The sequence below is a fragment of the Bradyrhizobium sp. SZCCHNR1017 genome (assembly GCF_032381375.1).
GTDB lineage: Bacteria > Pseudomonadota > Alphaproteobacteria > Rhizobiales > Xanthobacteraceae > Bradyrhizobium.
In genome coordinates, this window is sequence record NZ_JAUHIR010000008.1 from 312,802 (window position 1) to 334,676 (window position 21,875).

General features: G+C 65.2%; 22 protein-coding genes. 2 read left to right on the top strand and 20 right to left on the bottom strand.

Going from position 1 to position 21,875, the window contains the following annotated elements; all coding sequences use genetic code 11:
- Position 1: 1 nt before the first annotated feature.
- From QW863_RS21520 to QW863_RS21590, 15 genes are all read right to left on the bottom strand, one after another.
- Positions 2 to 331 (bottom strand): DUF2160 domain-containing protein, encoded by a 330-nt coding sequence (locus QW863_RS21520; protein WP_315717336.1) that lies wholly within the window; start codon positions 329 to 331, stop codon positions 2 to 4.
- Positions 332 to 518: 187 nt separating this feature from the next.
- Positions 519 to 1,325, bottom strand: coding sequence for a carbohydrate ABC transporter permease (locus QW863_RS21525; RefSeq protein WP_315717337.1), 807 nt, complete (start codon positions 1,323 to 1,325; stop codon positions 519 to 521).
- Positions 1,325 to 2,227, bottom strand: a complete 903-nt coding sequence (locus QW863_RS21530; protein WP_315717338.1) for a sugar ABC transporter permease — start codon at positions 2,225 to 2,227, stop codon at positions 1,325 to 1,327. The genes QW863_RS21525 and QW863_RS21530 overlap by 1 nt, the downstream gene beginning before the upstream one ends.
- 3 nt (positions 2,228 to 2,230) lie before the next feature.
- On the bottom strand, positions 2,231 to 3,313 hold the full coding sequence (locus QW863_RS21535; protein ID WP_315717339.1) for an ABC transporter ATP-binding protein: 1,083 nt from the start codon (positions 3,311 to 3,313) through the stop codon (positions 2,231 to 2,233).
- 12 nt (positions 3,314 to 3,325) lie between these two features.
- Positions 3,326 to 4,408, bottom strand: a complete 1,083-nt coding sequence (locus tag QW863_RS21540; RefSeq protein ID WP_315717340.1) for an ABC transporter ATP-binding protein — start codon at positions 4,406 to 4,408, stop codon at positions 3,326 to 3,328.
- Complete coding sequence (glpD, locus tag QW863_RS21545; protein WP_315717341.1) at positions 4,405 to 5,958, bottom strand: glycerol-3-phosphate dehydrogenase; 1,554 nt, start codon at positions 5,956 to 5,958, stop codon at positions 4,405 to 4,407. Before glpD ends, QW863_RS21540 begins: the two co-directional genes overlap by 4 nt.
- 153 nt (positions 5,959 to 6,111) lie before the next feature.
- Positions 6,112 to 6,945: a DeoR/GlpR family DNA-binding transcription regulator gene (locus QW863_RS21550; protein WP_315717342.1), complete on the bottom strand. Its 834-nt coding sequence runs from the start codon at positions 6,943 to 6,945 to the stop codon at positions 6,112 to 6,114.
- A 144-nt stretch (positions 6,946 to 7,089) separates the two neighbouring features.
- Complete coding sequence (locus tag QW863_RS21555; protein ID WP_315717343.1) at positions 7,090 to 7,281, bottom strand: hypothetical protein; 192 nt, start codon at positions 7,279 to 7,281, stop codon at positions 7,090 to 7,092.
- A gap of 159 nt (positions 7,282 to 7,440) precedes the next feature.
- Positions 7,441 to 7,683 (bottom strand): hypothetical protein, encoded by a 243-nt coding sequence (locus tag QW863_RS21560; RefSeq protein WP_315717344.1) that lies wholly within the window; start codon positions 7,681 to 7,683, stop codon positions 7,441 to 7,443.
- A 403-nt stretch (positions 7,684 to 8,086) separates the two neighbouring features.
- Positions 8,087 to 8,515 (bottom strand): acyl-CoA thioesterase, encoded by a 429-nt coding sequence (locus tag QW863_RS21565; RefSeq protein ID WP_315717345.1) that lies wholly within the window; start codon positions 8,513 to 8,515, stop codon positions 8,087 to 8,089.
- A 46-nt stretch (positions 8,516 to 8,561) separates the two neighbouring features.
- Positions 8,562 to 9,185 (bottom strand): flavin reductase family protein, encoded by a 624-nt coding sequence (locus QW863_RS21570; protein WP_315717346.1) that lies wholly within the window; start codon positions 9,183 to 9,185, stop codon positions 8,562 to 8,564.
- Positions 9,186 to 9,250: 65 nt separating this feature from the next.
- Positions 9,251 to 9,862: a TetR/AcrR family transcriptional regulator gene (locus QW863_RS21575; protein WP_315717347.1), complete on the bottom strand. Its 612-nt coding sequence runs from the start codon at positions 9,860 to 9,862 to the stop codon at positions 9,251 to 9,253.
- Positions 9,863 to 9,883: 21 nt separating this feature from the next.
- Positions 9,884 to 13,024 (bottom strand): efflux RND transporter permease subunit, encoded by a 3,141-nt coding sequence (locus QW863_RS21580; protein ID WP_315717348.1) that lies wholly within the window; start codon positions 13,022 to 13,024, stop codon positions 9,884 to 9,886.
- A 266-nt stretch (positions 13,025 to 13,290) separates the two neighbouring features.
- Positions 13,291 to 14,397 (bottom strand): efflux RND transporter periplasmic adaptor subunit, encoded by a 1,107-nt coding sequence (locus QW863_RS21585; RefSeq protein ID WP_315717349.1) that lies wholly within the window; start codon positions 14,395 to 14,397, stop codon positions 13,291 to 13,293.
- A 225-nt stretch (positions 14,398 to 14,622) separates the two neighbouring features.
- Entirely contained in the window at positions 14,623 to 15,969 is a 1,347-nt protein-coding gene (locus QW863_RS21590) for an MFS transporter (protein ID WP_315717350.1), read from the bottom strand.
- Positions 15,970 to 16,004: 35 nt separating this feature from the next.
- Between QW863_RS21590 and QW863_RS21595 the strand changes: the two genes are divergently transcribed.
- Positions 16,005 to 16,193, top strand: coding sequence for a hypothetical protein (locus QW863_RS21595; protein WP_315717351.1), 189 nt, complete (start codon positions 16,005 to 16,007; stop codon positions 16,191 to 16,193).
- 36 nt (positions 16,194 to 16,229) lie between these two features.
- Here the strand turns inward: QW863_RS21595 and QW863_RS21600 are convergent, their stop codons facing one another.
- From QW863_RS21600 to QW863_RS21615, 4 genes are all read right to left on the bottom strand, one after another.
- Positions 16,230 to 17,192 carry an alpha/beta hydrolase gene (locus QW863_RS21600; protein ID WP_315717352.1) on the bottom strand — a complete coding sequence of 321 codons (963 nt, stop codon included), beginning with the start codon at positions 17,190 to 17,192 and terminating at the stop codon, positions 16,230 to 16,232.
- Positions 17,193 to 17,240: 48 nt separating this feature from the next.
- A complete protein-coding gene (locus QW863_RS21605; RefSeq protein ID WP_315717353.1) occupies positions 17,241 to 17,798 on the bottom strand; it encodes a TetR/AcrR family transcriptional regulator in 558 nt (185 codons plus the stop codon).
- A gap of 125 nt (positions 17,799 to 17,923) precedes the next feature.
- Positions 17,924 to 19,096, bottom strand: a complete 1,173-nt coding sequence (locus QW863_RS21610; protein ID WP_315717354.1) for a winged helix-turn-helix domain-containing protein — start codon at positions 19,094 to 19,096, stop codon at positions 17,924 to 17,926.
- A gap of 74 nt (positions 19,097 to 19,170) precedes the next feature.
- Positions 19,171 to 19,401, bottom strand: coding sequence for a hypothetical protein (locus QW863_RS21615; protein WP_315717355.1), 231 nt, complete (start codon positions 19,399 to 19,401; stop codon positions 19,171 to 19,173).
- Between the two features lie 385 nt (positions 19,402 to 19,786).
- On the opposite strand from QW863_RS21615, the gene QW863_RS21620 reads away from it, so the two are divergent.
- Positions 19,787 to 20,437 carry an OmpA family protein gene (locus QW863_RS21620; protein ID WP_315717358.1) on the top strand — a complete coding sequence of 217 codons (651 nt, stop codon included), beginning with the start codon at positions 19,787 to 19,789 and terminating at the stop codon, positions 20,435 to 20,437.
- A gap of 66 nt (positions 20,438 to 20,503) precedes the next feature.
- Here the strand turns inward: QW863_RS21620 and QW863_RS21625 are convergent, their stop codons facing one another.
- On the bottom strand, positions 20,504 to 21,832 hold the full coding sequence (locus QW863_RS21625) for a phospholipid carrier-dependent glycosyltransferase (RefSeq protein WP_315717359.1): 1,329 nt from the start codon (positions 21,830 to 21,832) through the stop codon (positions 20,504 to 20,506).
- Positions 21,833 to 21,875: the final 43 nt, after the last annotated feature.

Sequence of the window (21,875 nt, forward strand, 5' to 3'; positions counted from 1 at the left end):
GTCAGACGGTGCGGAAGATCGCAACGGCTGATGCAAGCGAAATTGCGGTCGCGAGCCACAGGCTCGAAACCTCAAACCCTTCCTCGCCGATCGGCAAGGTCGCAATCGTGTCGGTGCCGACCAGACCGATCCATACGAGATGAATGACGGCGGCCGAGATCAGCGAGATGAACAGCCGGTCGCCGCGCGTGGTCGGGATGCGCAGCACGCCGACCCGCTCGGCCTCCGGGTAGCGCGCGGCGAGCACGATCATGACGCCGAGCGTGCATGCGAGCGCAGCAAAGAAGATCGCGGTCGGCAAGGTCCATGCCATCCATGCGATGCTGTTCATGGCTATCGGCTCCAGGCGGTAATGGGCCCCCTCCCCCGCTTGCGGGGGAGGGTTGGGGTGGGGGCGCCGCGCGTCGGAGCGCCCGAGAGGAGAGATGCCCCCACCCGTATCGCATCTGACGATGCGATACGGCCTCCCCCGCAAGCGGAGGAGGCGGAACGGAGGCCGTGGCAACAAGCGTGCGTCATCACACCCGTCCCAGCGCGAAGCCGCGCGCGATGTAGTTGCGGACGAACCAGATGACGAGCGCGCCGGGGATGATCGTGAGCACGCCGGCAGCCGCGAGCAGACCCCAATCCATGCCGGACGCCGAGACCGTGCGCGTCATCACCGCCGAGATCGGCTTGGCGTCGACGGAGGTCAGCGTGCGCGCGAGCAGCAGTTCGACCCAGGAGAACATGAAGCAGAAGAAGGCGGCGACGCCGATGCCGCTCGCGATCAGCGGCACCAGGATCTTCACGAAGAAGCGCGGAAACGAGTAGCCGTCGAGGAACGCCGTCTCGTCGATCTCGCGCGGCACCGACGACACGAAGCCTTCGAGGATCCAGACCGCGAGCGGGATATTGAAGATGCAATGCGCCAGCGCCACCGCCCAGGGCGTATCGAACAGGCCGATCGCCGAATACAGATTGAAGAACGGCAGCGCGTAGACCGCAGCCGGCGCCATGCGGTTCGACAGCAGCCAGAAGAACAGGTGCTTGTCGCCAAGGAAGCGGTACCGCGAGAATGCATAGGCCGCCGGCAGCGCCACGAGAATCGAGATCACCGTGTTGATGATCACGTATTTCAGCGAGTTGATGTAGCCGGAATACCAGCTCTCGTCGGTGAAGATGCGCATGTAGTTGGCCAGCGTCGGCTGATGCGGCCACAAGTTCATCGTGGTGACGATCTCGTTGTTGGTCTTGAAGCTCATGTTGACGAGCCAGTAGATCGGCAACAGCAGGAAGACCAGGAACAGCGAGATGATGATCCGACGGCCCGGAATGGTGTTCATCACGCGCCCCCTTTCACCGGCCGCCGCTCGGCGCCGGCATTGGTCATGATGGTGTAGAACACCCAGCAGACGATCAGGATGATCAGATTGTAGACCAGCGACAGGGCAGCCGCCTTGCCGAGATCGAACTGGCCGAGCGCGATCTTGACGAGCTCGATCGAGATGAAGGTCGTCGAATTGCCCGGCCCGCCGCCTGTGACGACGAACGGCTCGGTGTAGATCATGAAGCTGTCCATGAAGCGCAGCAGCACGGCGATCAGCAGCACGCGATGCATCTTGGGCAGCTGGATCGCGGTGAACACCGCCCAGCGCGAGGCGCCGTCGATCTGCGCAGCCTGGTAATAGGCGTCGGGGATCGACTTCAGGCCGGCATAGCACAGCAGCGCTACCAGGCTGGTCCAGTGCCAGACGTCCATCAAGATGACCGTGAACCAGGCGTCGGCGTCGTTCGAGACGTAATTGTAGTCCAGGCCGATGGCGTTGAGCGTGTAGCCGAGCAGGCCGATGTCGGAGCGGCCGAAGATCTGCCAGATCGTGCCGACCACGTTCCACGGAATCAGAAGCGGCAGCGCCAGCACGACGAGGCAGAACGCCACGGTCCATCCGCCCCGCGGCATCGACAGCGCCACGACGATTCCGAGCGGAACCTCGATGGCCAGGATCGCGAGCGAGAAGATCAGGTTGCGCCCGAGCGAGGCGAGGAAGCGGCCGCCGAGATCGGTCGAGGGATCGAGCAGCTCCTTGAACCAGCCGACGCCATTCCAGAAGAACTGGTTGTTGCCGAACGTGTCCTGCATCGAATAGTTCACCACCGTCATCAGCGGCAGGACAGCGGAGAACGCCACCAGCAGGAACACCGGCAGCACCAGGAACCAGGCCTTGTTGTTGATGGTCTTGTCCATCACTCAGGCTCCCTCGACGAGACGGCTGTCGGCATAGACGTGGACATAGGCTGGATCGAACTTCAGCCCGATCGCCGAGCCCTGCGGCGAGAAGCCGGCCGGCAGGCGCGCGGCGAACTTGACGTCGCCGACGCGAACGCGGGCGAAACGGATGCGGCCGAGATCGTCGACGCGTTCGATATTGGCGTCGAGCAGGCCCGGTCCGGGTTGAGCGACATCGACGAATTCCGGGCGGACGCCGATCTCGATCTTGGCGCCGGCCGGCAGCGCGTCGTAGCTGCGCGACAGCGTCAGGGTGTGGCCATCGATGCGGGCCTCGCGTCCCTTCACCTCGGCGGAGAGGATGTTCATGCCGGGCGAGCCGATGAAGTAGCCGACGAAGGTATGCGCCGGCTTGTCGAACAATTCCGCGGGCGTGCCGCTCTGCACCACGCGGCCGTCATGCATGACGACGACGGTGTCGGCGAAGGTCAGCGCCTCGGTCTGGTCGTGGGTGACGTAGATCATCGTCAGGTCGAGCTCGCGATGCAGCGCCTTCAGCTTGGAGCGCAGCTGCCATTTCAGCTCGGGATCGATCACGGTCAGCGGCTCGTCGAACAACACGGCGGCGACGTCGGAGCGCACCAGGCCGCGGCCGAGCGAGATCTTCTGCTTGGCGTCGGCGGTGAGCCGCGTCGCCTTGCGATGGAGGTCCGGCGTCAGGTCCAAGAGCCGCGCGATCTCGGCGACGCGCTTGTCGATCTCCGCTTTCGGCACGCCGCGGTTCTTGAGCGGAAAGGCGAGGTTCTCGCCGACCGTCATCGTGTCGTAGATCACCGGAAACTGGAACACCTGCGCGATGTTGCGCTCGCGGGTCGAGGCTTTGGTGATGTCGGTGCCGTCGAACAGGATCTTGCCGTGCGAGGGCGTCAGAATGCCGGAGATCAGGTTGAGCAGCGTGGTCTTGCCGCAGCCGGACGGGCCGAGCAGCGCATAGGCGCCGCCCTGGCGCCAGGTCATCGTCACCGGCTTCAGCGCGTAGCTCTCGATATCGCCGCTGTTGCCGTTGTAGGCGTGGGCGAGATCGACGAGGTCAATGCGGGCCATGCGGCATCTCCCTCAGATCGCCGGCGCGGCGACCAGGCGGTCGCCGGCGTCGAACACGAACACATTGGACGGATCGAGCACCGCGTCGAGGATCTCGCCGGGCTCGTATTCATGGACGCCGTGCAGCACGGAGACCCAGTTCATGCCGTCGCGCGTCAGATGCACGAAGCTCTCCGATCCCGTGATCTCGGTGACCGAGACGATCGCAGGAAAGGCATGGCGGCCGTGGCTGCCGTCGCCTTTGCCAAGCCCGAGCTGATGCGGGCGGAAGCCGACGCGGTAGGCGCCATCGGGCAGATCAGCATAGAGGCCTACCGCCGGCGCCTTGACCCCGCCGGCGTACTCCACGCTCTCGCCGCGCTTCTGGATCTCGACCGTATTCATCGGCGGGTCCGAGAACACCTGGCCGACACGCAAGGTGTCGGGTCGGCGATACACGGCCGCAGTATCGCCGGCCTGCAGCGCCTGCCCTTCCCACATGCAGATGGTGCGGCCGCCGAGCAGCAGCGCCTCCGACGGCTCGGTGGTGGCGTAGACGAAGATTGCGCCGGATGCCTCGAAGATGCGCGGCAGCTCGGTGCGCAGCTCCTCGCGCAGCTTGTAGTCGAGATTGGCGAGCGGCTCGTCCAGCAGCACGAGGTCCGCACCCTTCACCAGGGCGCGCGCGATCGCGGTGCGCTGCTGCTGGCCGCCGGAGAGCTGCAGCGGCGTACGCTTCAGATAGGGCTCGAGCCGGAGCAGCCGGGCTGCTTCCGCCACGCGCTTCTCGATCTCCTGGCGCGACTTGCCTTGCACGCGCAACGGCGAAGCGATGTTCTCATAGACCGAGAGCGAGGGATAGTTGATGAACTGCTGATAGACCATCGCGACCGAGCGCTGCCGCACGTCGGCGCCGGTGACGTCCTTGCCGTCGACCAGCACCCGCCCCGTGGTCGGCCGGTCGAGGCCGGCGAGCAGCCGCATGATCGAGGTCTTGCCGGACAGCGTCGGCCCGAGCAGCACGCTCAGCGTACCGCGCTGCAACGTCAGCGAGACGTCGCGAATGGTGGTCACGCCGTCGACAATTCGGGAGACGTGATCGAGCGTCACGCTCATGCGCGCCCTCCCGCCTCACGCGCCGGCACGGCGGAGCGCTCGCGATTGGCTGTGATCCACGCATCGAGCGCGGCGATCTCAGCCGCCGACATCCGCAACCCCAGCTTCGATCGCCGCCACACGATGTCCTCGGCCGTCAACGCCCACTCGTTCGTCATCAGGTACCTGACTTCACGCTCCGTCAAGGTGCCACCGAAATCCTGGCCGAGATCGGCCAAAGATGTCGCACCGGCGAGCATGGCCGCAGCCCGCGTGCCATAGGCATGAGCGATCCGCTTCGCATGTGCATCCGACAGGAACGGATAGGTCTTGCGGAGATCCGCAATCAACGGCGCAACGGCCGAAACCTTCATGTCGCCGCCGGGCAGCGACGCCTTGCCGGTCCATCCCTCCTCCGCCTTGCCCCCTTTCACATAGGGCGCGAGACGCTCCAGCGCCTCTTCCGACAGGCGCCGGTAGGTGGTGATCTTGCCGCCATAGATCGACAGCAGCGGCAAGCCGCCGGGCGTATCGAGCTCGAACACGTAGTCGCGGGTCGCCGCCTTGGCCTCGCTGGCGCCGTCGTCATAGAGTGGCCGCACGCCGGAATAGCTCCACACAACGTCGGCCGGCGTCACCGGCTTGGCGAGATATTCCCCGAGCGCGGCGCAGAGATAGGCGATCTCCTCGTCGGTCGCCTTCACCTTGGCCGGATCACCCTGATAGTCGCGATCGGTGGTGCCGATCAGCGTGAAATCCTGCTGATAGGGAATGGCGAAGATGATACGGCCGTCGGCGTTCTGGAAGATGTAGGCGCGATCGTGATCGTAGAGCTTGCGCACCACGATGTGCGAGCCCTGCACCAGCCGCACCTTGGCCTTGGCATTGACGCCGGCGCCGGTCGCCAGCACCTGCTCGACCCAGGGACCGGCGGCATTGACCAGCGCGCGCGCCTTGATGGTCTCGCGCTCGCCGGTCTGCGTGTTATCGGTCGTGACCAGCCAATGGCCGCCATCCTGACGGATCTCGGTCGCACGCGTGCGGGTGCGGATGACGGCGCCGCGATCGGCAGCATCCCGCGCGGTCAGCACGACCAGACGCGCATCGTCGACGAAGCAGTCGGAATATTCGAAGCCCTTGCTGTAGCGCCCGGGGATCAAGGGGCGGCCGACCTCGTCGCTGCGCAGGTTCACCGACCGCGTCGGCGGCAGCAGCTTGCGGCCGCCGAGATGGTCATAGAGGAACAGGCCGAGGCGCAGCAGCCAGGCCGGGCGCAGCCCCGAATGATGCGGCAGCACGAAGCGCAGCGGACGGATGATGTGGGGCGCGATCTGCCACAGGACTTCGCGCTCGATCAGCGCCTCGCGGACCAGCCGGAACTCGTAATATTCGAGATAGCGCAGGCCGCCATGCACGAGCTTGGTCGACCAGGACGAGGTTCCGCTCGCCAGATCATTCATTTCACAAAGGAAAACGGAATTTCCGCGTCCGGCGGCATCGCGCGCGATGCCGCAACCGTTCACGCCGCCTCCGATAATGGCGAGGTCGTAGATCCGCTCCAACAGACGCATCCCCCGGCAATCGCCTTGACTGCGGCGATTTCACTTTCAGTTTCGAGTTAAACACAAACGAAAGTGAAAGCAAATCGAAATTCGCATGTTGGGCCGCGGTTGGGCAAAACCTGCCCAAACCGGGATCAAGGAGCCTGCAAGAGTGGCGGAAAGTCAGGCGCGGCGGAGCACGGCGGACCCCGCCGTTTCGGTTGCCTCTACGGCGTCGTCGGCCTCGTCGGCGGACATCGCCGAGACCACCTCGATGCCGCGGCTATGGCAGAGGCTGGCCAGTCCGTCCGGCAGCGGCCGGTCGGTGACGAAGGTCTGGATCTGGCTGAGATGGGCGATGCGCACCGGCGCGCTGCGGTGGAGCTTGGTGGAATCGGCCACCAGCATCACGCTGCGGGCATTGGCGATGATCGCCTGCGCCACCTGGACCTCGCGATAGTCGAAGTCGAGCAGCGCGCCTTCCTCGTCGATCGCGGATGCGCCGATGATCGCATAGTCGACCTTGAACTGGCCGATCAGCTGCGTCGCGGTCGATCCGATCACGCCGCCGTCTGAGCGCCGCACCGTGCCGCCGGCCACGATCACCTCGATGCGCGGATGCGGATAGAGCAGCATCGCGACGTTGAGATTGTTGGTGATGACGAGCAGGTCCTGGTGCGACGACAGCGCGCTCGCCACCTCCTCCGTCGTGGTGCCGATATTGATGAACAGCGAGGAGCCGTTCGGAATCCGCGCGGCTGCGACCGCACCGATCGCCTTCTTCTCCTCGGCAGCGACGAAGCGCCGCGCCTCGTAGGCGAGATTCTCGACCCCGGAGGCGATGATGGCCCCGCCATGGATGCGCGTCAGCGCGCGCTGCTCGCACAGATCGTTGAGGTCCTTGCGGATGGTCTGGGCCGAGACTTCGAAGCGGCGCGCGAGATCCTCCACCATGACGCGGCCGGAGGCGCGCGCGATGTTGAGGATGTCGGTCTGGCGTTGAGAGAGGACGGCCATGGCAAGCTTTCGGGGACAAGCTGCACCATGGTGATGCTGATCGAGTCAAGCGTCAATCGGCAAGCACTGGGCGCATCGCAGCAATCGCCTGAAACGTCGCGCGCGGTCTGGTCCGGCCGACGTCCACCGCGTGCGCCCGTCTGCTCAGGCGGCTGCGCTCAGCTCGCCGGTCACGAGCCGAATCGCGGCGCGTTCGGCTTCGCGGGCATTGCGAAACACCTGGCCCTCGAGGGCATTGAAGCGATGGGACGCCGCGAAGAAGCGGAAGCCGCCGCGATCACGGACGACGATCCCCGCCGCCTGGGAGCTGACCTCGATGATGTAGGTGTCGGACATTGCGCAATCCCGTCGTTCATTCCGGGGCGTATAACCGAGCTCCATGACGAATGTTCCGTGCAGGGAGCCACCGGCCATTCCGATGTGAATGCCAACAGGAAATTGTGTGGATGTTATGTTGGCTGCGCTGCACGCACTCACGCCGTGACCCATGTCGAATCAGTGCGGATCATCCGGCACGAGCGTCACCTTGCGCAGCGACGCATCGGCTCCGCCGAGACGGTGTTGATGCTGACCGAGCAACTGATAGATCGTACGCAGATCCCTCAACACCTCGACGTGATGTTCACGAAACGCGCTGAGCTGATTCTCGTAGACGCAAATCCTGCGCTCGGCGTGGAGAAGCCGCTGCTGCAGCTTCTTCAGGACCTGCAAGGTCAGTTTCTCGTCAACGTCCGACATGGACTTCCTCCCACCCTGTTCGCGCAACACGCCCCCGCCGTTTCCTCTGTGCCGGCAATTTTTTCCGGCTGGCATTTTTTGCCTTGTGGATCGAAAACGAACTGCCGTCAGCGCTGCTCGTCCGAATGTGTCACTCGAAGCACGCAATACGGCAGAGACGCGGCAACGCGCAGCCAAGCAACCAGAACTTGCAATTATCGTAAAGACGCTCGCCCTGTGGACAAGGCGCATCTCGCGCGAGAGTGATCGCGGCAGACGCCGAGCGCGCATGCTCGGCCTTCGCGTCTCCGTCCCGCCCGACCCAAACAAACGCGTATCGCCGGATCGCGGTTCCTTATGCCGAGCGAGCGACATATGCGGCGGATTAACAGAGGTTACTTGCGCCGACAGACCGCGAATGTGATCAGGCTGTGACGGAGCCGTCGCGCCGGATCGGCTGCGGCCGGCCATCGTCGTCGATCGACACGTAGGTGAAGTTGCCGTCGGTGACGAGGATCGGCTGCTCCTCCTTCCGGCGCAGCACCCAGGCTTCGAGACGCACCGTCATCGAGGTGCGGCCGACGCGGACGAGATGCGCATAGACCGAAACGAGATCGCCGACATACACCGCCTTGCGGAAGTTCATCGCCTCGATCGCGACCGTCACCGTGCGCGACTTCGCGACCTTGGCGGCGTACACGCCGCCGCCGACGTCCATCTGGCTGAGCAGCCAGCCGCCGAAGATGTCGCCATTGGCATTGGTGTCGGCCGGCATCGCCAGGGTGCGTATGCAGAGATCGCCGCGGGGCTCGGTCGGCGCGGACAGCGCGGCATGGACGGTCGCTTCGGTCACGTCGGGTGGTCTCCAATTGCAGCAGCGTTCAAGAGGCGCAAGTCCGTCAGTCCGGCCTCGCCATTTCGAACATCGCCTCCTGCATGATCTCGAAATAGTCGCCGCGACGCCCGGCACGGACGATCGGATGCGCCAGCGCCGTCTGGTAGACGCCATCCTTGATCAGCGTCTTGTCGATATGCACGCCGACCACCTCGCCGAGCGTCAGCCAGGCCTGCGCCTTGGCACCGTCGGCGCCCTGCAGCTGGATGATCTGCGTCACCTTGCACTCGAACGCGACAGGGCTTTCGCCGACGCGCGGCACGTTGACGAACTTGCAAGCTACCGGCGTCACGCCCGCAAGCTTGAACTCGTCGACCTCGCGCGCGACATGCGCGGCGGTCGCATTCATCTGCGTCGCCAGGCCGCGCGTCACCAGGTTCCAGACGAACTCGCCGGTGTCCTGGATGTTGGCGACCGAGTCCTTCCACTGCGTCGAGGAGAAGCCGATGATCGGCGGCGTGTAGTTGAAGGCGTTGAAAAAGCTGTACGGCGCAAGGTTGACGTGACCGTCCGGATCACGCGACGAGATCCAGCCGATCGGACGCGGCGCGACGATGGCGTTGAAGGGATCGTGGCGCAGGCCGTGGCCGTTCTTCGGTTCGTAGAAATGCAGATCCCGTTCGGTCACGCCGTCGTCCCTTCCGTCATTGCGGGGAGCGCAAGCGACGAAGCTTCGCTCGAATGACGGCGAACTTAGCTTGCAGCGCGCCTGGAACCAAGGCCTGACAGCACGAAATCGATCATCTCGTCGATCGTCGGGCCCGGCTTGGTCGCGCATTGCGCGATCATCTGCGGATGGAAGAAGCGCATCATCGCGGTCGTCGCACATTTTGCCGCCAGCGGCAGATCGGTGACCGCGAATTCGCCGGACGCCGCGCCCTGCCCGATCACCCGGCCGATGATCTCGGTGATCAGCAGCATGTGCGCCTCGCAGACGTCCCAGCTCTCCTCCATCGCCACCGCGACCATCTCGTGCAGCTTGCTGTCGCCGACATAGCGCTCGGTGTTCATGCGATGGATCGTGCCGAGCAGCTCGCGCAGCCGCGGCGCCGCCGGGCCGGGCCGCTCCGCGATCATGATGGCGGCCGCCTCGACCTGGGCCATCAGCGTGTGGGCGACCCCCCGGTGGATCGCCTTCTTGGAGTCGAAGAACCGGTAGACATTCGCCGGGCTCATACGGAGCTCCTTGGCGATGTCGGCGACGGTCGTCTTCTGGTAGCCGATCTGTCGAAACAGGCGCTCAGCAACGACGAGAATGCGCTCGTGCGTATCGGATTCGATATGGTCGGAAACCAGGGTCATCATGCCTGCGATCTTGTTGGTCCTTCATTCGGCGGCCTCGGCCAGAGGAAGCGCGGGCCTCGGCACGTCAGTGTGCTGCGCTGCGGAATGATCCGCGTCTTTCGCTCCGCGCTCGTCCAGACTCTTGCGGAACCATAGGGCATACAATCCAGGCAAGTACAGCAGCGTCAGGAAGGTTGCAACGAACAACCCGCCCATGATGGTGATCGCCATCGGGCCCCAGAACGCCGAGCGCGACAGCGGGATCATGGCGAGGATCGCGGCGAGCGCGGTCAGCACCACGGGGCGGGCACGGCGCACCGTGGCCTCGATGATCGCCTCCTTGCGGGTCAGGCCATGGGCAACGTCGGTCTCGATCTGATCGACCAGGATCACCGCGTTGCGCATGATCATGCCGGCGAGCGCGATCAGGCCGAGCAGCGCCACGAAGCCGAACGGCGCGTTGGCGACATTGAGCCCGAGCGAGGCGCCGACGATGCCGAGCGGCGCGGTCAGGAACACCAGGATCAGCCGTGAGAAGCTCTGCAGCTGGATCATCAGCAGGGTCAGCATCACGATGACCATCAGCGGAAACAGCACGAAGATCGAGGCATTGCCCTTGGCGGATTCCTCGAACGCGCCGCCTGCCTCGATCCGGTAGGCGGGCGCGAGGTGGTTGCGGATATCCTGCAGCTTCGGCGAGATCTGGTTGGTGACATCCGGCGCCTGGACGCCATCCGCCACGTCGGCGCGCACCGTGATCGCCATGTCGCGGTTGCGACGCCACAGGATCGGCTCCTCGTGGGAATACTCGATCTTGGCGATCTGCTGCAGCGGCACGGCCACGCCGTTCTTCGAGGTGATGGTGAGGTCGCCGACATGGGCGAGATCCAGCCGTTCGGACGGCGCGGCACGCGCGACGACGCCGACCTTCTCGATGCCGTCGCGGATGGTCGTGACCTGCACGCCGGAGATCAGCATCGCCAGCGACTGCGACACGTCCTGCGGGGTCAGGCCGAGCGCGCGGGCACGATCCTGGTCGACGACCAGCTTGAGGTAGGGCGACTGCTCGTTCCAGTCGAGCTGCGGATCCCTGACATTCGGATTCTGGCGCATGACGTCGCGCACCTGATGGGCGATCTCGCGCACCTTCGCCGCATCCGGGCCAATGACGCGGAACTGGACGGGGAAGCCGACCGGCGGACCGAAATTGAAGCGATCGACGCGGACGCGCGCTTCGTTCAGCTCGCCATTCGCAGCCGCGGTCTCGATCTTGGCCTTGATGCGCTCGCGCGCGGCCACGTCCTTGGCGACGATCACGATCTCGGCGAAGGCCTCGTTCGGAAGTTGCGGGTTGAGGCCGAGCCAGAACCGCGGCGAGCCCTGCCCGACATAGGCGGTGTAGGTCTCGATGTCCTTGTCGTCCTTGAGCAGCTTCTCTGCTGATTTGGCAGCCTTCTCGGTGACACCGAATGCGGTGCCCTCCGGCAGCCGCAACTGCAGGAACAGCTCGGGGCGTTCCGACAGCGGGAAGAACTGCTGCTGGACGTGGCCGAAGGCCACGATCGATGCCGCGAACACGCCGACCGTCGCAGCGACTGTGGTGATGCGGTGATCGACGCACCAGCGGATCACGCGGCGCAGGCCGCGATACATGCGCGTATCGTAGATCGCGTGCTCATCATGGTCGTGATGAACCTTGATGTCGGGCAGCAGCTTGACGCCGATATAGGGCGTGAAGATCACCGCGACGAACCACGACGCGACCAGCGCGATGGCGACGATCCAGAAGATGCTGCCTGCATATTCGCCGACCGCCGAATTGGCAAAGCCGATCGGCAGGAAGCCGGCGGCCGTGACCAGGGTGCCGGTCAGCATCGGGAACGCGGTGGATTCCCAGGCAAACGACGCGGCGCGCATCCGGTCCCAGCCCTGCTCCATCTTCACCACCATCATCTCGACCGCGATGATGGCATCGTCGACCAGCAGGCCGAGCGCGATGATGAGGGCGCCGAGCGAGATGCGGTGCAGGTTGAGCCCCATGATGTTCATGACGATGAAGACGAGTCCGAGCACCAGCGGCACCGACAGCGCCACCACGATGCCGGTGCGCCATCCCAGCGCCAGGAACGAGACGAACAGCACGATCACCAGCGCCTCGACGAACGAGTGCACGAACTCGCTGACGGCGTGCTCGACCACCTTGGGCTGGTCTGCGATCTGCTCGATCTCGATGCCCTGCGGCACCGCCTTCATGAAATCGTCGGCGGCGGCGTGCACCTCCTTGCCGAGCTCCAGGATGTTGGCCTCCTTGGCCGTGACCACGCCGATGCCGAGCGCGGGCTTGCCCTCCTGCCGCACCTTGAAGCTCGGCGGATCGACGTAGCCGTGGGTGACGGTCGCGATGTCGCCGAGCCGGAACACGCGTCCGTTGCTTTCGACCGGCGTCTCCGCCACCGCCTTGGCGCCGTCGAGCGCGCCGGTGACGCGCAGCGGCACGCGCTGCGACGAGGTCTCGACCGTGCCGGCCGGGGTCACATTGTTCTGCTTGGCCAACGAATCGAACAGGGCCTGCGGTGTGATGCCGAGCGTGGCGAGCTTGGCATGGCTGAACTCCACATAGATGCGCTCGTCCTGGGTGCCGTAGAGATTGACCTTGGTGACGCCGGTGACCTTGAGCAGGCGCTGACGCAGGCCTTCGGCGGTCTTCTTCAATTGCGCATAATCGGCGCCGTCGCCGGTCATCATGAACAGGATGGAATCGACGTCGGAGAACTCGTCATTGACGAACGGCCCGACGATGCCCGACGGCAGCGACGACTGCACGTCGTCGAGCTTCTTGCGGATCAGGTAGAACAGATGCGGCACCTCTGCCGGCGGCGTCGAATCGCGGAAGGTCACCTGCATCGCGGTGAAGGCCGGCTTCGAATAGGTCTGCACCTTCTCGAAGTAAGGCAGCTCCTGCAGCTTCTTCTCGATGGGGTCGGCGACCTGGCTCTGCATCTCGGCCGCCGTCGCGCCCGGCCACATCACCGAGACGTTGACGACCTTGACGGTGAAGAACGGATCTTCGGCACGGCCGAGCTTCTGATAGGAGAAGAAGCCGGCGACGCCGAGCGCGATGATCAGGAACAGCACCAGCGGCGGATGATTGACCGCCCAGGCCGACAGGTTGAACCGCTTCATGGGTGCTCTCCGATGATCCGATATCGCTATTCCAGGCCATTCTCAGTGATCGTCATTGCGAGCGAAGCGACTTGTCCGCCATAGCCCGAAGGGCGACGGTGGAAGCAATCCAGGAATCCTTCCGTGGAAACAGTCTGGATTGCTTCGTCGCTTCGCTCCTCGCAATGACAACCATTACTTTCGTCATTCCGGGGCGATGCGAAGCATCGAACCCGGAATCTCGAGGTTCCGGGTTCGCACTGCGTGCGCCCGGAACGACAGGAGAACTAGAACGTCAGCGCTGACACGACCCGCACCTTCTGGGCGGGATCGATCTTCTGCACGCCGAGCGCCACGACCTTGTCGCCCTCGTCGACGCCTGACGTGACGAGCACATCCTTGCTGTCATAGGCCTTCACCTTCACCGGCTTCAGCGTCACCTCGCCCTTGTCGTTGACGACATAGAGCGACGGATCGCGGCCCTCGCTGAACAGCGCCGACAGCGGCAGCCGCGCGACGCGCGTGGTGGCGGGATCGGCGAGCGTCAAGGTCGCGGTCATACCGAGCGAGACGGCTTCGCCGGCGTCCGGCAGCGAGAACTTGGCGAGATAGGTGCGCGTCGCGGAATCGGCGGTGGGCGCGATCTCGCGCAGCTTCGCCGCATATTTCTTGTCGGCTTCCGACCACAGCGTGACGTAGGCGCTACCGGTCTTGGCGCGTTCGAGCAGGGTCTCCGGGATCGCGACCACCGCCTCCTTCTCTGCGAAACGCGCGACACGGATCGCCGCCTGGCCGGCGGCAACGACCACGCCTGGCTCGATCATGCTCGCGGTGACGACACCGCGCGCGTCCGCAACCAGCGTCGCGTAGGACAGCGAGTTGCGGGTCAGCTCGACCGAGCGTTCGGCACGGTTGAGCCGTGCCCTCGCCTCGTCGGCGGACGCCCTGGCCTGGTCCATCTGAGCATCGGTGGTCCAGCCCTTGGCCCGCAGCTCCTTGGCTCGGGTCTCGGCGGCGGACGCCTGCGCAAGCACGCCGGTGGCGGCGCGGAATTCGGCTTCGGCCTGCTCGGCCTGGAGCTTCAGGTCGACCTCGTCGAGCGTGGCGAGCGGCTCGCCGACATCGACGGTCTGGCCGACCTCGACCAGGCGCTTGGCGACCTTGCCGGCGACGCGGAAGCCGATATCGGCCTCGATGCGCGGCCTGATGGTGCCGACGAAGCTGCGTTCAGGCGTCTCGGCCTCGTAATGCACGGGGGCGACCAGCACCGGCCGGATCGGCTCGGCTTTCTGGGCGACGGTTTCATTGCACCCGGCCAGGGCGACGGCCATGGTGGCCAGCGCAAGACCAGTCAACAGCTTGGAATAGCTCGCGAAAATCAGGCGGATCAACATGGGGCACCCTCGCTGCAGTTGCGAGGAAGTGTCGAATGTTGAGTGACGATTGTCAATATTCGTCAGTGATCATGACTTCGTGAACATCTGGACATGTTGCCGCAGGTGCTCATTGGCGCGGCAGGCAGGCTCTGAACTGCGTCAATGCCCACCCCCGCCGTCCTTTCGGGGCCGTGCCGGACAACGGTCGAAAGCCGAATGCCGATCACAGCATGCACGTGGGACTCACTCCGCCGGCGCCTGGTCCGCGAATTCGACCTTGCTCTCATGGCCGCCGAAGAACGCGAGCAGCCCGGCGATCAGCGGCAGCACCGACAGCGCGAGCAGGCCGTGGGTGGTGGAGCCGGTCGTGTCCTTGATCCAGCCGACCAGATAGGGGCCGCCGAAGCCGGCGAGATTGCCGATCGAGTTGATCAGCGCGATGGCGCCGGCCGCGGCCGTACCCGACAGCCACGCCGTCGGCAGCGTCCAGAACACGCCGAAGACACAGAACACGCCGATCGCCGCGACCGTCAGCGCAACCATGGTGAGCGTGGGATCGCCGATCACGCTCGATGCGGCCAGCGCCACCGCGATCAGGATCAGCGGCGCGCCGACATGGATCACGCGCTCGCGCGTCGCATCGGAATGCCGCGCCCACAGGATCATCGCGACGGTGCCGAACGCATAGGGGATCGCGGTGACGAAGCCGGTCTGCACATTGGTCAGTCCGAATGCCTTGACGATCTGCGGCAGCCAGAACTGCATGCCGTAGAGCGCGCCGACGAAGCCGAAATAGATCAGGCTGAGCACGATCACCTTGGGCGACGACAGCGCCTCGCCGAGCGTCATGTGTCCGGCGGCCTGCTTCGCCGCAGTCTCGGCCTCGAGCTTCGCCGCGAGCCAGGCCTTCTGCTCCGTGGACAGCCAGGTCGCATGCTCCGGCCGGTCGGTCAAATAGAACCAGGTGACGACGCCGAGGATGACCGAGGGGATGCCCTCGATGATGAACAGCCACTGCCAGCCCTGCAGCCCCATCAGGCCGTGCATGCCGAGCAGCAGGCCGGAGACCGGCGCGCCGATCACGGTCGAAATCGGCACGGCAACTGCGAAGGCGGCGAGGAAGCGCGCGCGATACTGCGCGGGATACCAGTAAGTGAGATAGAGGATGATGCCGGGAAAGAATCCGGCCTCGGCGACGCCGAGCAGGAAGCGCAGCGTGTAGAAGCTCCAGGGGCCCGAGACCACGGCCATCAGCGCCGAGATGATCCCCCAGGTCACCATGATGCGCGCGATCCAGCGGCTGGCGCCGAACCTCTCCAGCGCCAGATTGCTCGGCACCTCGAAGATGAAATAGCCGATGAAGAAGATGCCCGCGCCCCAGGCGAACACCAGCGGCGAGAATTTCAGCTCCGCATTCATGGTCAGCGCGGCGAAGCCGAGATTGACGCGATCCAGATAGGAGAAGAAATAGGCGAGCACCAGAAAGGGAATCAGCCGCCAGGAGATCGCGCGGATGGTCGCGGCCTCGATGTCGGAGCGGCCAGGTGCGGCCGAACTGGTGGCGGACGGACTGGTGGCGGACGCACTCATCGATCTCCTCCCGGGAGCTTTCTGGACATTGATAGTTGAAGGCGGTGTTGAGCATCGGTCGTGGCAAGTCAATCGGAAAACCTGACATCCCACAGCCCGTCGGCGCATCGCGGGGGCGCGGCGCGCGCATGACGCCCTCCTCGCCCGAGATGCTCATCCGCGTCGTCGGCATCCTGCTCGGCATCTGGATCGACCGGATCGCGATGCGGCCTGCTTGGGCATAGGCCTGCCAACGGCAAGCCGCGATATCAACCAACAGCTCAGATCGGCCCCGCGCCGGCGCGGCCGAAGAAGGCCTTCAGCTCCTCCGCCAGGATGGCAGGCTGCTCTTCCGGAATGTAGTGGCCGCACGCGGAGATGGTGATGCCCTCGACGTGATCGGCGACCTCCCTGAGCGGCACGGCCATGTCCACGATCGATCCCTGGTCGGCACCGACGGCCAGCACCGGCGGCTTCAGCTTGCCCCTTTGTTTCAGCTCGCGGTTCTGAAGCGCGGACAGTGCGGCGGCACGATAATAAGCGAGCCCGGCGCGCAAGCCGCCGGCCTTGGTCAGCACGCGGGCGTATTCGTCGAGATCGCTTTCGGAGAACGCCTGGGGATCGGCCCCTTTGCGGCGCAGGAACCACGCGAGATAGTCGCGTTCGCGGCCATGGATCAGCATCTCCGGGAGATCCGCGACGGCGTGGAACGCGAAGTGCCAGGTGCGCCACGCGCGGTCGGGCGCGAACGGCAGCGCCTCGGGCAAGGTGACGCCGGGAATTCCGGCATCGAGCAGGGCCAGACTGCGCACCTCGGCTTCGAACAGGGCCGCATAGGGATAGGCCACCCACGCGCCGATATCATGGGCCACCAGATGATAGCTGGTGACGCCGAGCTGCTGCAGTAGGCGATGCACCGCCGTGGCCAGGGCCTGCGTATCGTAGCCTTCCGCTGGCCGGTCCGAGTCTCCCTGCCCGGGGAGATCCGGCGCGATGACCCGATAGCGCGACCCGAGCAGCGGCATGACCTTGCGCCAGGCAAACCAGCTTTCGGGGAAGCCTGCGAGCAGCACCACCACCTCGCCATCCGGCGGGCCACCGCTGACATAGTGCAGCCTGACACCCTCGACGGTCTCGAAGCGGTGGGTGAATCCCGGCAACGAGGGCTCGGCGCGACAGAACGGCCCAGCCGCGACCAGGCGGGACGGGCTTTGGGCAGAGATGGCGTTCATCAACTCGGGCACGATCATTCTCCTTATTATAGAACAAATGTTTCCTAATTTGGCACGATGTCACGCGAACAAGGTCGCGGCTTGATTTGCGACGCTCATCATCTCGCTCTTGGCACGCCCCGTCTTGCCGACCACCCGCAGCCCCTGGATTACGCAGAAAAGAGCGCCGGCCACGGCTTCCGCGTCGAGATTCGGCCGGATCGATCCGTCGGATTGTCCGAGCTTGATCAGATCGCACACCAGGCTCTCAACCCGGCGCATCGCCCCGCGGACCTTGGCGGCGGCCTCCGCATCCAAGGTGGCGAGCTCCGCCGCGCTGGTGACGACCATGCAACCGCGCCGGCCCTCGCCGTCACTGGCGGACTCGGCATAGAACTGCAGCAAGGCCCGCAGCTTGTCGCGGCCGCTGTGCTGCGCATCGAGACGTTCGCGCACCTGTCGGTCACGCCGCGCGATGTAGTAATCGAGTGTCGCGAGGAAGATCGCGCGCTTGTCCTGGAACGCCTTGTAGAGACTTCCCGTCGCGAGCTTCATCGCGACGCGTAGCTCGGCCAGCGATGCCGCGTGGTAGCCGCGCTCGCTGAAGACCACCAGCGCCCTGCTCAAGGCGGTATCCATGTCAAACTCGCGCGGCCGGCCAGGCCCACGGCGCTCGACGGCATCCTTCGGAGACTTCATCATGGCCGGATAATAGGAAACAATCATTCCCAATTCAAGCGAAAACGGACCCGTTGCTCCCGGCCTCAATCTCCAAGCTGAAACTTCTGGAACCGGTGCAGCTCATCCTCGATCACCCGCTTCAGCGCCTTGCGCCGCTCGCCACGCGCGGCCTTGCCCTGGCCGACCCAGCTCCATTTCTGCATCAGGAGCTTGCCGTTCTGGCGGTCGGTCTTGAGGTCGAGCGCGGCGACGATCTCGTCGCCGACCAGGACGGGCAGCGCGAAATAGCCGAACAGGCGCTTGTCCTTCGGGACATAGGCCTCGAAGCGATGATCATAGTCGAAGATCGCCTGCGTCCGCTTGCGCTGGATGATCAGCGGATCGAACGGCGACAGGATGTGCACGCGCGCCGGATCGATCTCGATCGGCGCCGCCAATGCAGCAGGCGTGATCCAGTGCTCCTGCTTGCCGGCGCCCTCCGCCGTCACCGGCAGCAGCTCGCCGCGCCGGACCCTGGCATCGATGACCCGGCGCACCGCGGCCTTGCTTGGCGCATTGAGATGGCAGAGCGAATCGAGGCTGACGACGCCTTGGGCGCGCAGGCCGCGGTCGAGCAGATAGGCTGCGATCTCGCGATCATTGGCGCCCTTCGGCAGCCGTTCCCAGCCGAAATGCCGGGTGGTGAGGTCGTAGGTCTTGAGCATGCCGTCGCGGCCCGACACCGTCAGCACGCCCTCATAGAAGCCGAGCTGCAGCGCGCGCTTCGACGGCTTGCGGCTGGCCCAGGCGTGGTCCTTCTCGCGCAGAACGTCGTCGTCGATGTCGCGGATCGTCAGCGCGCCGCCTTGGCGGATCAGCCGCATGACCTTGCGCGTATCCTCAGGCTTCACGGTCGTGAGCCAGCGATGGCCCTCGCGGCGGTGGCGACGCATCGCCGGGACGAAGTAGCGGAGGTCCTGCACCGGAATATAGGACAGCGCGTGGGTCCAATATTCGAAGACGGTCTTGTCGGTGCTCTGCGCCTGCCTGAGATCGGCGCGGCGATAGGCCGGAATGCGGCTGAACAGGATATGGTGATGGCAGCGCTCGATGACGTTGATGGTGTCGATCTGCACATAGCCGAGATGGGCTATGGCGGCGGCGACCGCCTCGGGGCCCGCGCCGAACGGCGCCTCGGCATCGAGCCGCTGCGCGCGCAGCCAGATGCGGCGCGCCTGCGGCTTGGGGAGCGGGATGGGCGTGGAGACGGCGGGCATGCCGCGCAATGGTGCGAGATTCGCCCCCGCTCCCGCAACGGCAAATCAGGCCGGCGAGATCCCCTAGCGGAACCTCAAGGCTTGGACTTGTCCGGAATGCTGCCGGTGGCGATCTCGGCCTTGCAGCTGGCGCGGCCGGGATCCGGCGCACGGCACTTGTAGATGCGGCCGGTCAGGCGGTCGACCAGCCAGGCCGTATCCTCGGAGGGACTTTCCAGGCCGACATAGCGGTTGCCGACCGCAGTGATCAGCGTCGACAGCAGGATCGATGCCGCTATGATGCCAGCTCCGATCAGCGTCGACATGGAACCCACTGATCCCGTCTGATCCTGACCGCTTGCCCGATGGGACTGATAGTCGCGCCTGTGCGATGGGTTGAACACGGCTTTGCTTTTCTGTTCGCGTTTCTTTGACTACGAATCCACTCGCCGTTCGCGTCCCTCAGGTTTGCGATTTTTTCCCGGCGAGCGCTATCCGGTAGAACCGCATCTGGCCGATTTGTTGTTCGCGGACCGGCCACCTGCCGATCGCTTTGCGGCAGCGCGCGGCGCATCCCGCGGACCACTCGCTTCGCCCCTCAAGGGCCGCCCGGTCCGGCAACGTGACGTCGATCACATTTGATGCTTTGAACCCGTTCTATCGTTCACGCATCCAATGGCCATAGGGCATGACGACCCGAGGATAACGACGATGACCCCATATTTTGGACGCTTTGCAGTTCAGGCGGCGGCGTTCTCCGCCATGCTGGCGATCGGCGCAGGCACCGCGCTCGCCGGCGAGGCCGTGTCGGCCGACAAGATCCTCAACGCGCTGAAGCCGAAGGCCGTGACGCGCGGCATTTCGGTCGGACCGCAGGCGACCCCGCAGGCCGACGCGGCAGCGCAGGCGAAGCAAGCGGCCTTCATCGACAGCATGCGCAACCGCAAGACCCGCTCGCTGTCGCTCGGCGAGCGCGAGCAGATTGCCGAGATCGCGGCCACCAAGCCCAAGATCGATCTCGAGATCCAGTTCGACTACAACTCGGCCGAGATCAGCAAGGCCTCGATGCCGGCCGTGCAGGAGCTCGGCAAGGCGCTGTCCGATCCGAACCTGAAGGGCTCGACCTTCGTGGTCGCCGGCCATACCGACGGCATCGGCAGCGACGGCTTCAACCAGGATCTCTCCGAGCGCCGTGCCGACACCATCAAGCGCTATCTGGTCGAGAAGTTCGCCCTCCCCGGCCAGGACCTCGTCACGGTCGGCTATGGCAAGACCAAGCTCAAGGACGCGGCCAACCCGGCCGATCCGCTCAACCGGCGGGTCCAGGTCGTCAACATGGACACCAAAACCGCGGCGAAGTGAGCGCTCCGCCGCGCATCGCCCCGCCTGCCCACGGTCCCTGGCGGGCGGGGCGCTTTTTGTCCGGTTTCAGATCCAGCTCTGGAACAGCATCAACCGGGTGAAGGTCTGCATCGTCGTGCCGATGAAGGCGGCGCTGACCGGCAGCATCGCGACGAAGCCCAGGATCGCGACGGCGACATAGCTCAACAGCACCCAGCGCGGCCAGCGGGTCAGCACATGGACGAGCGCGAGGCTCGCCAGCGTCGCCGACGGCAGGTAGTAGTAGATGAAGCTCAGCGCGCGCGGCAGCAGCGCCCAGGGCAGATAGCAGCCGAGATAGAACGCCAGGATCAGGAACGCCGTCGCGCTGCGCGTCGCGATGAAATCCCGGACGCAGATCGCGATCGCCGCAAGCGCCGGCCACAGCACCAGCGGATTGCCGAGCAGCACCACCGCGGCGATGTCGGTGTCGCTCGTCTTGTCGAACAGGAACCAGACCGGACGGACCAGCAGCGGCCAGGTCGGCCACGCGCTCATATAGGTGTGGCCGGCGATCGCCGTGGTGACGCTGTCGTCAAAGATGCGCCGCTGCGCCTCGAAGATGCCCACGACGGACAGGCCGTGCAGCGGGACGAAGGTCGCGAGATAGCAGACGGTGGGCATCGCGACGAGGCACAGCACGATCTGCAGCCAGCTCAGTTGCGGCCATTGCTCGGGCCGATACCAGTCGGTCGGCTCGCCATCACCGAACGAGGTCTGCCAATGCTGCAACAGCTTGATGAGACCGACGATGAGAAGCGCCGTCAGCAGCGGAAACAGCCCGCTCCATTTGCAGGCGATCGCAAGGCCGAACAGCGCGCCCGCCAGCGCGAACACGACCTGCGGCCGGCGCTGCCGGAACGAAAACAAAAAGGCCGCGATCCCGAGCAGGCTGAAGGCGAGCGCGCCGATGTCGAGCATCGCGATGCGCGCCTGCACGAACAGCATCTGGTTGAAGGCCGCGAGCAGCGCCGCCGCAATGGCAGGCCATTGCGCAGCGAACAGCGCCAGGCCGCACAGATAGATCGCGGCCACGGCGAGCCCGCCGAGCACGGTACCGGGATAGCGCCATGCGAAGGCGTTATCGCCGAACGTCCTGATCGACAGCGCAATCAGCTCCTTGGCGAGCGGCGGATGCATCGGGTTGAGCTGCGGCGTCGCCGGCGCCAGTCCCAGCATCTGCCGCGCCGCCGGCACGTAATGCACCTCGTCGAAGACGAATTTCGGCGGCGAGGCGAGCCCGATCATCAGCACGACGTGCGCGATCGCGAAGATCAGCAATGCCGTCATCACACAGCGGCGGACCGACAGCGCGCCATCCTGCGCAACCTCGCCGTCCTCTTCGTCGTCATCGCGGCGAGCAGCAGATACCTTCATGGGCCTCCGCGTTGAACTGATCTCACGGTGGCGGCAACTAACC

Excerpts from the sequence above, each read along its gene's own strand:
- QW863_RS21520 (WP_315717336.1), bottom strand. The coding sequence starts at position 331 with ATGAACAGCATCGCATGGATGGCATGGACCTTGCCGACCGCGATCTTC.
- QW863_RS21525 (WP_315717337.1), bottom strand. The coding sequence starts at position 1,325 with ATGAACACCATTCCGGGCCGTCGGATCATCATCTCGCTGTTCCTGGTC.
- QW863_RS21530 (WP_315717338.1), bottom strand. The coding sequence starts at position 2,227 with ATGGACAAGACCATCAACAACAAGGCCTGGTTCCTGGTGCTGCCGGTG.
- QW863_RS21535 (WP_315717339.1), bottom strand. The coding sequence starts at position 3,313 with ATGGCCCGCATTGACCTCGTCGATCTCGCCCACGCCTACAACGGCAAC.
- QW863_RS21540 (WP_315717340.1), bottom strand. The coding sequence starts at position 4,408 with ATGAGCGTGACGCTCGATCACGTCTCCCGAATTGTCGACGGCGTGACC.
- glpD (WP_315717341.1), bottom strand. The coding sequence starts at position 5,958 with ATGCGTCTGTTGGAGCGGATCTACGACCTCGCCATTATCGGAGGCGGC.
- QW863_RS21550 (WP_315717342.1), bottom strand. The coding sequence starts at position 6,945 with ATGGCCGTCCTCTCTCAACGCCAGACCGACATCCTCAACATCGCGCGC.
- QW863_RS21555 (WP_315717343.1), bottom strand. The coding sequence starts at position 7,281 with ATGTCCGACACCTACATCATCGAGGTCAGCTCCCAGGCGGCGGGGATC.
- QW863_RS21560 (WP_315717344.1), bottom strand. The coding sequence starts at position 7,683 with ATGTCGGACGTTGACGAGAAACTGACCTTGCAGGTCCTGAAGAAGCTG.
- QW863_RS21575 (WP_315717347.1), bottom strand. The coding sequence starts at position 9,862 with ATGATGACCCTGGTTTCCGACCATATCGAATCCGATACGCACGAGCGC.
- QW863_RS21580 (WP_315717348.1), bottom strand. The coding sequence starts at position 13,024 with ATGAAGCGGTTCAACCTGTCGGCCTGGGCGGTCAATCATCCGCCGCTG.
- QW863_RS21585 (WP_315717349.1), bottom strand. The coding sequence starts at position 14,397 with ATGTTGATCCGCCTGATTTTCGCGAGCTATTCCAAGCTGTTGACTGGT.
- QW863_RS21590 (WP_315717350.1), bottom strand. The coding sequence starts at position 15,969 with ATGAGTGCGTCCGCCACCAGTCCGTCCGCCACCAGTTCGGCCGCACCT.
- QW863_RS21605 (WP_315717353.1), bottom strand. The coding sequence starts at position 17,798 with ATGGATACCGCCTTGAGCAGGGCGCTGGTGGTCTTCAGCGAGCGCGGC.
- QW863_RS21610 (WP_315717354.1), bottom strand. The coding sequence starts at position 19,096 with ATGCCCGCCGTCTCCACGCCCATCCCGCTCCCCAAGCCGCAGGCGCGC.
- QW863_RS21615 (WP_315717355.1), bottom strand. The coding sequence starts at position 19,401 with ATGTCGACGCTGATCGGAGCTGGCATCATAGCGGCATCGATCCTGCTG.
- QW863_RS21620 (WP_315717358.1), top strand. The coding sequence starts at position 19,787 with ATGACCCCATATTTTGGACGCTTTGCAGTTCAGGCGGCGGCGTTCTCC.
- QW863_RS21625 (WP_315717359.1), bottom strand. The coding sequence starts at position 21,832 with ATGAAGGTATCTGCTGCTCGCCGCGATGACGACGAAGAGGACGGCGAG.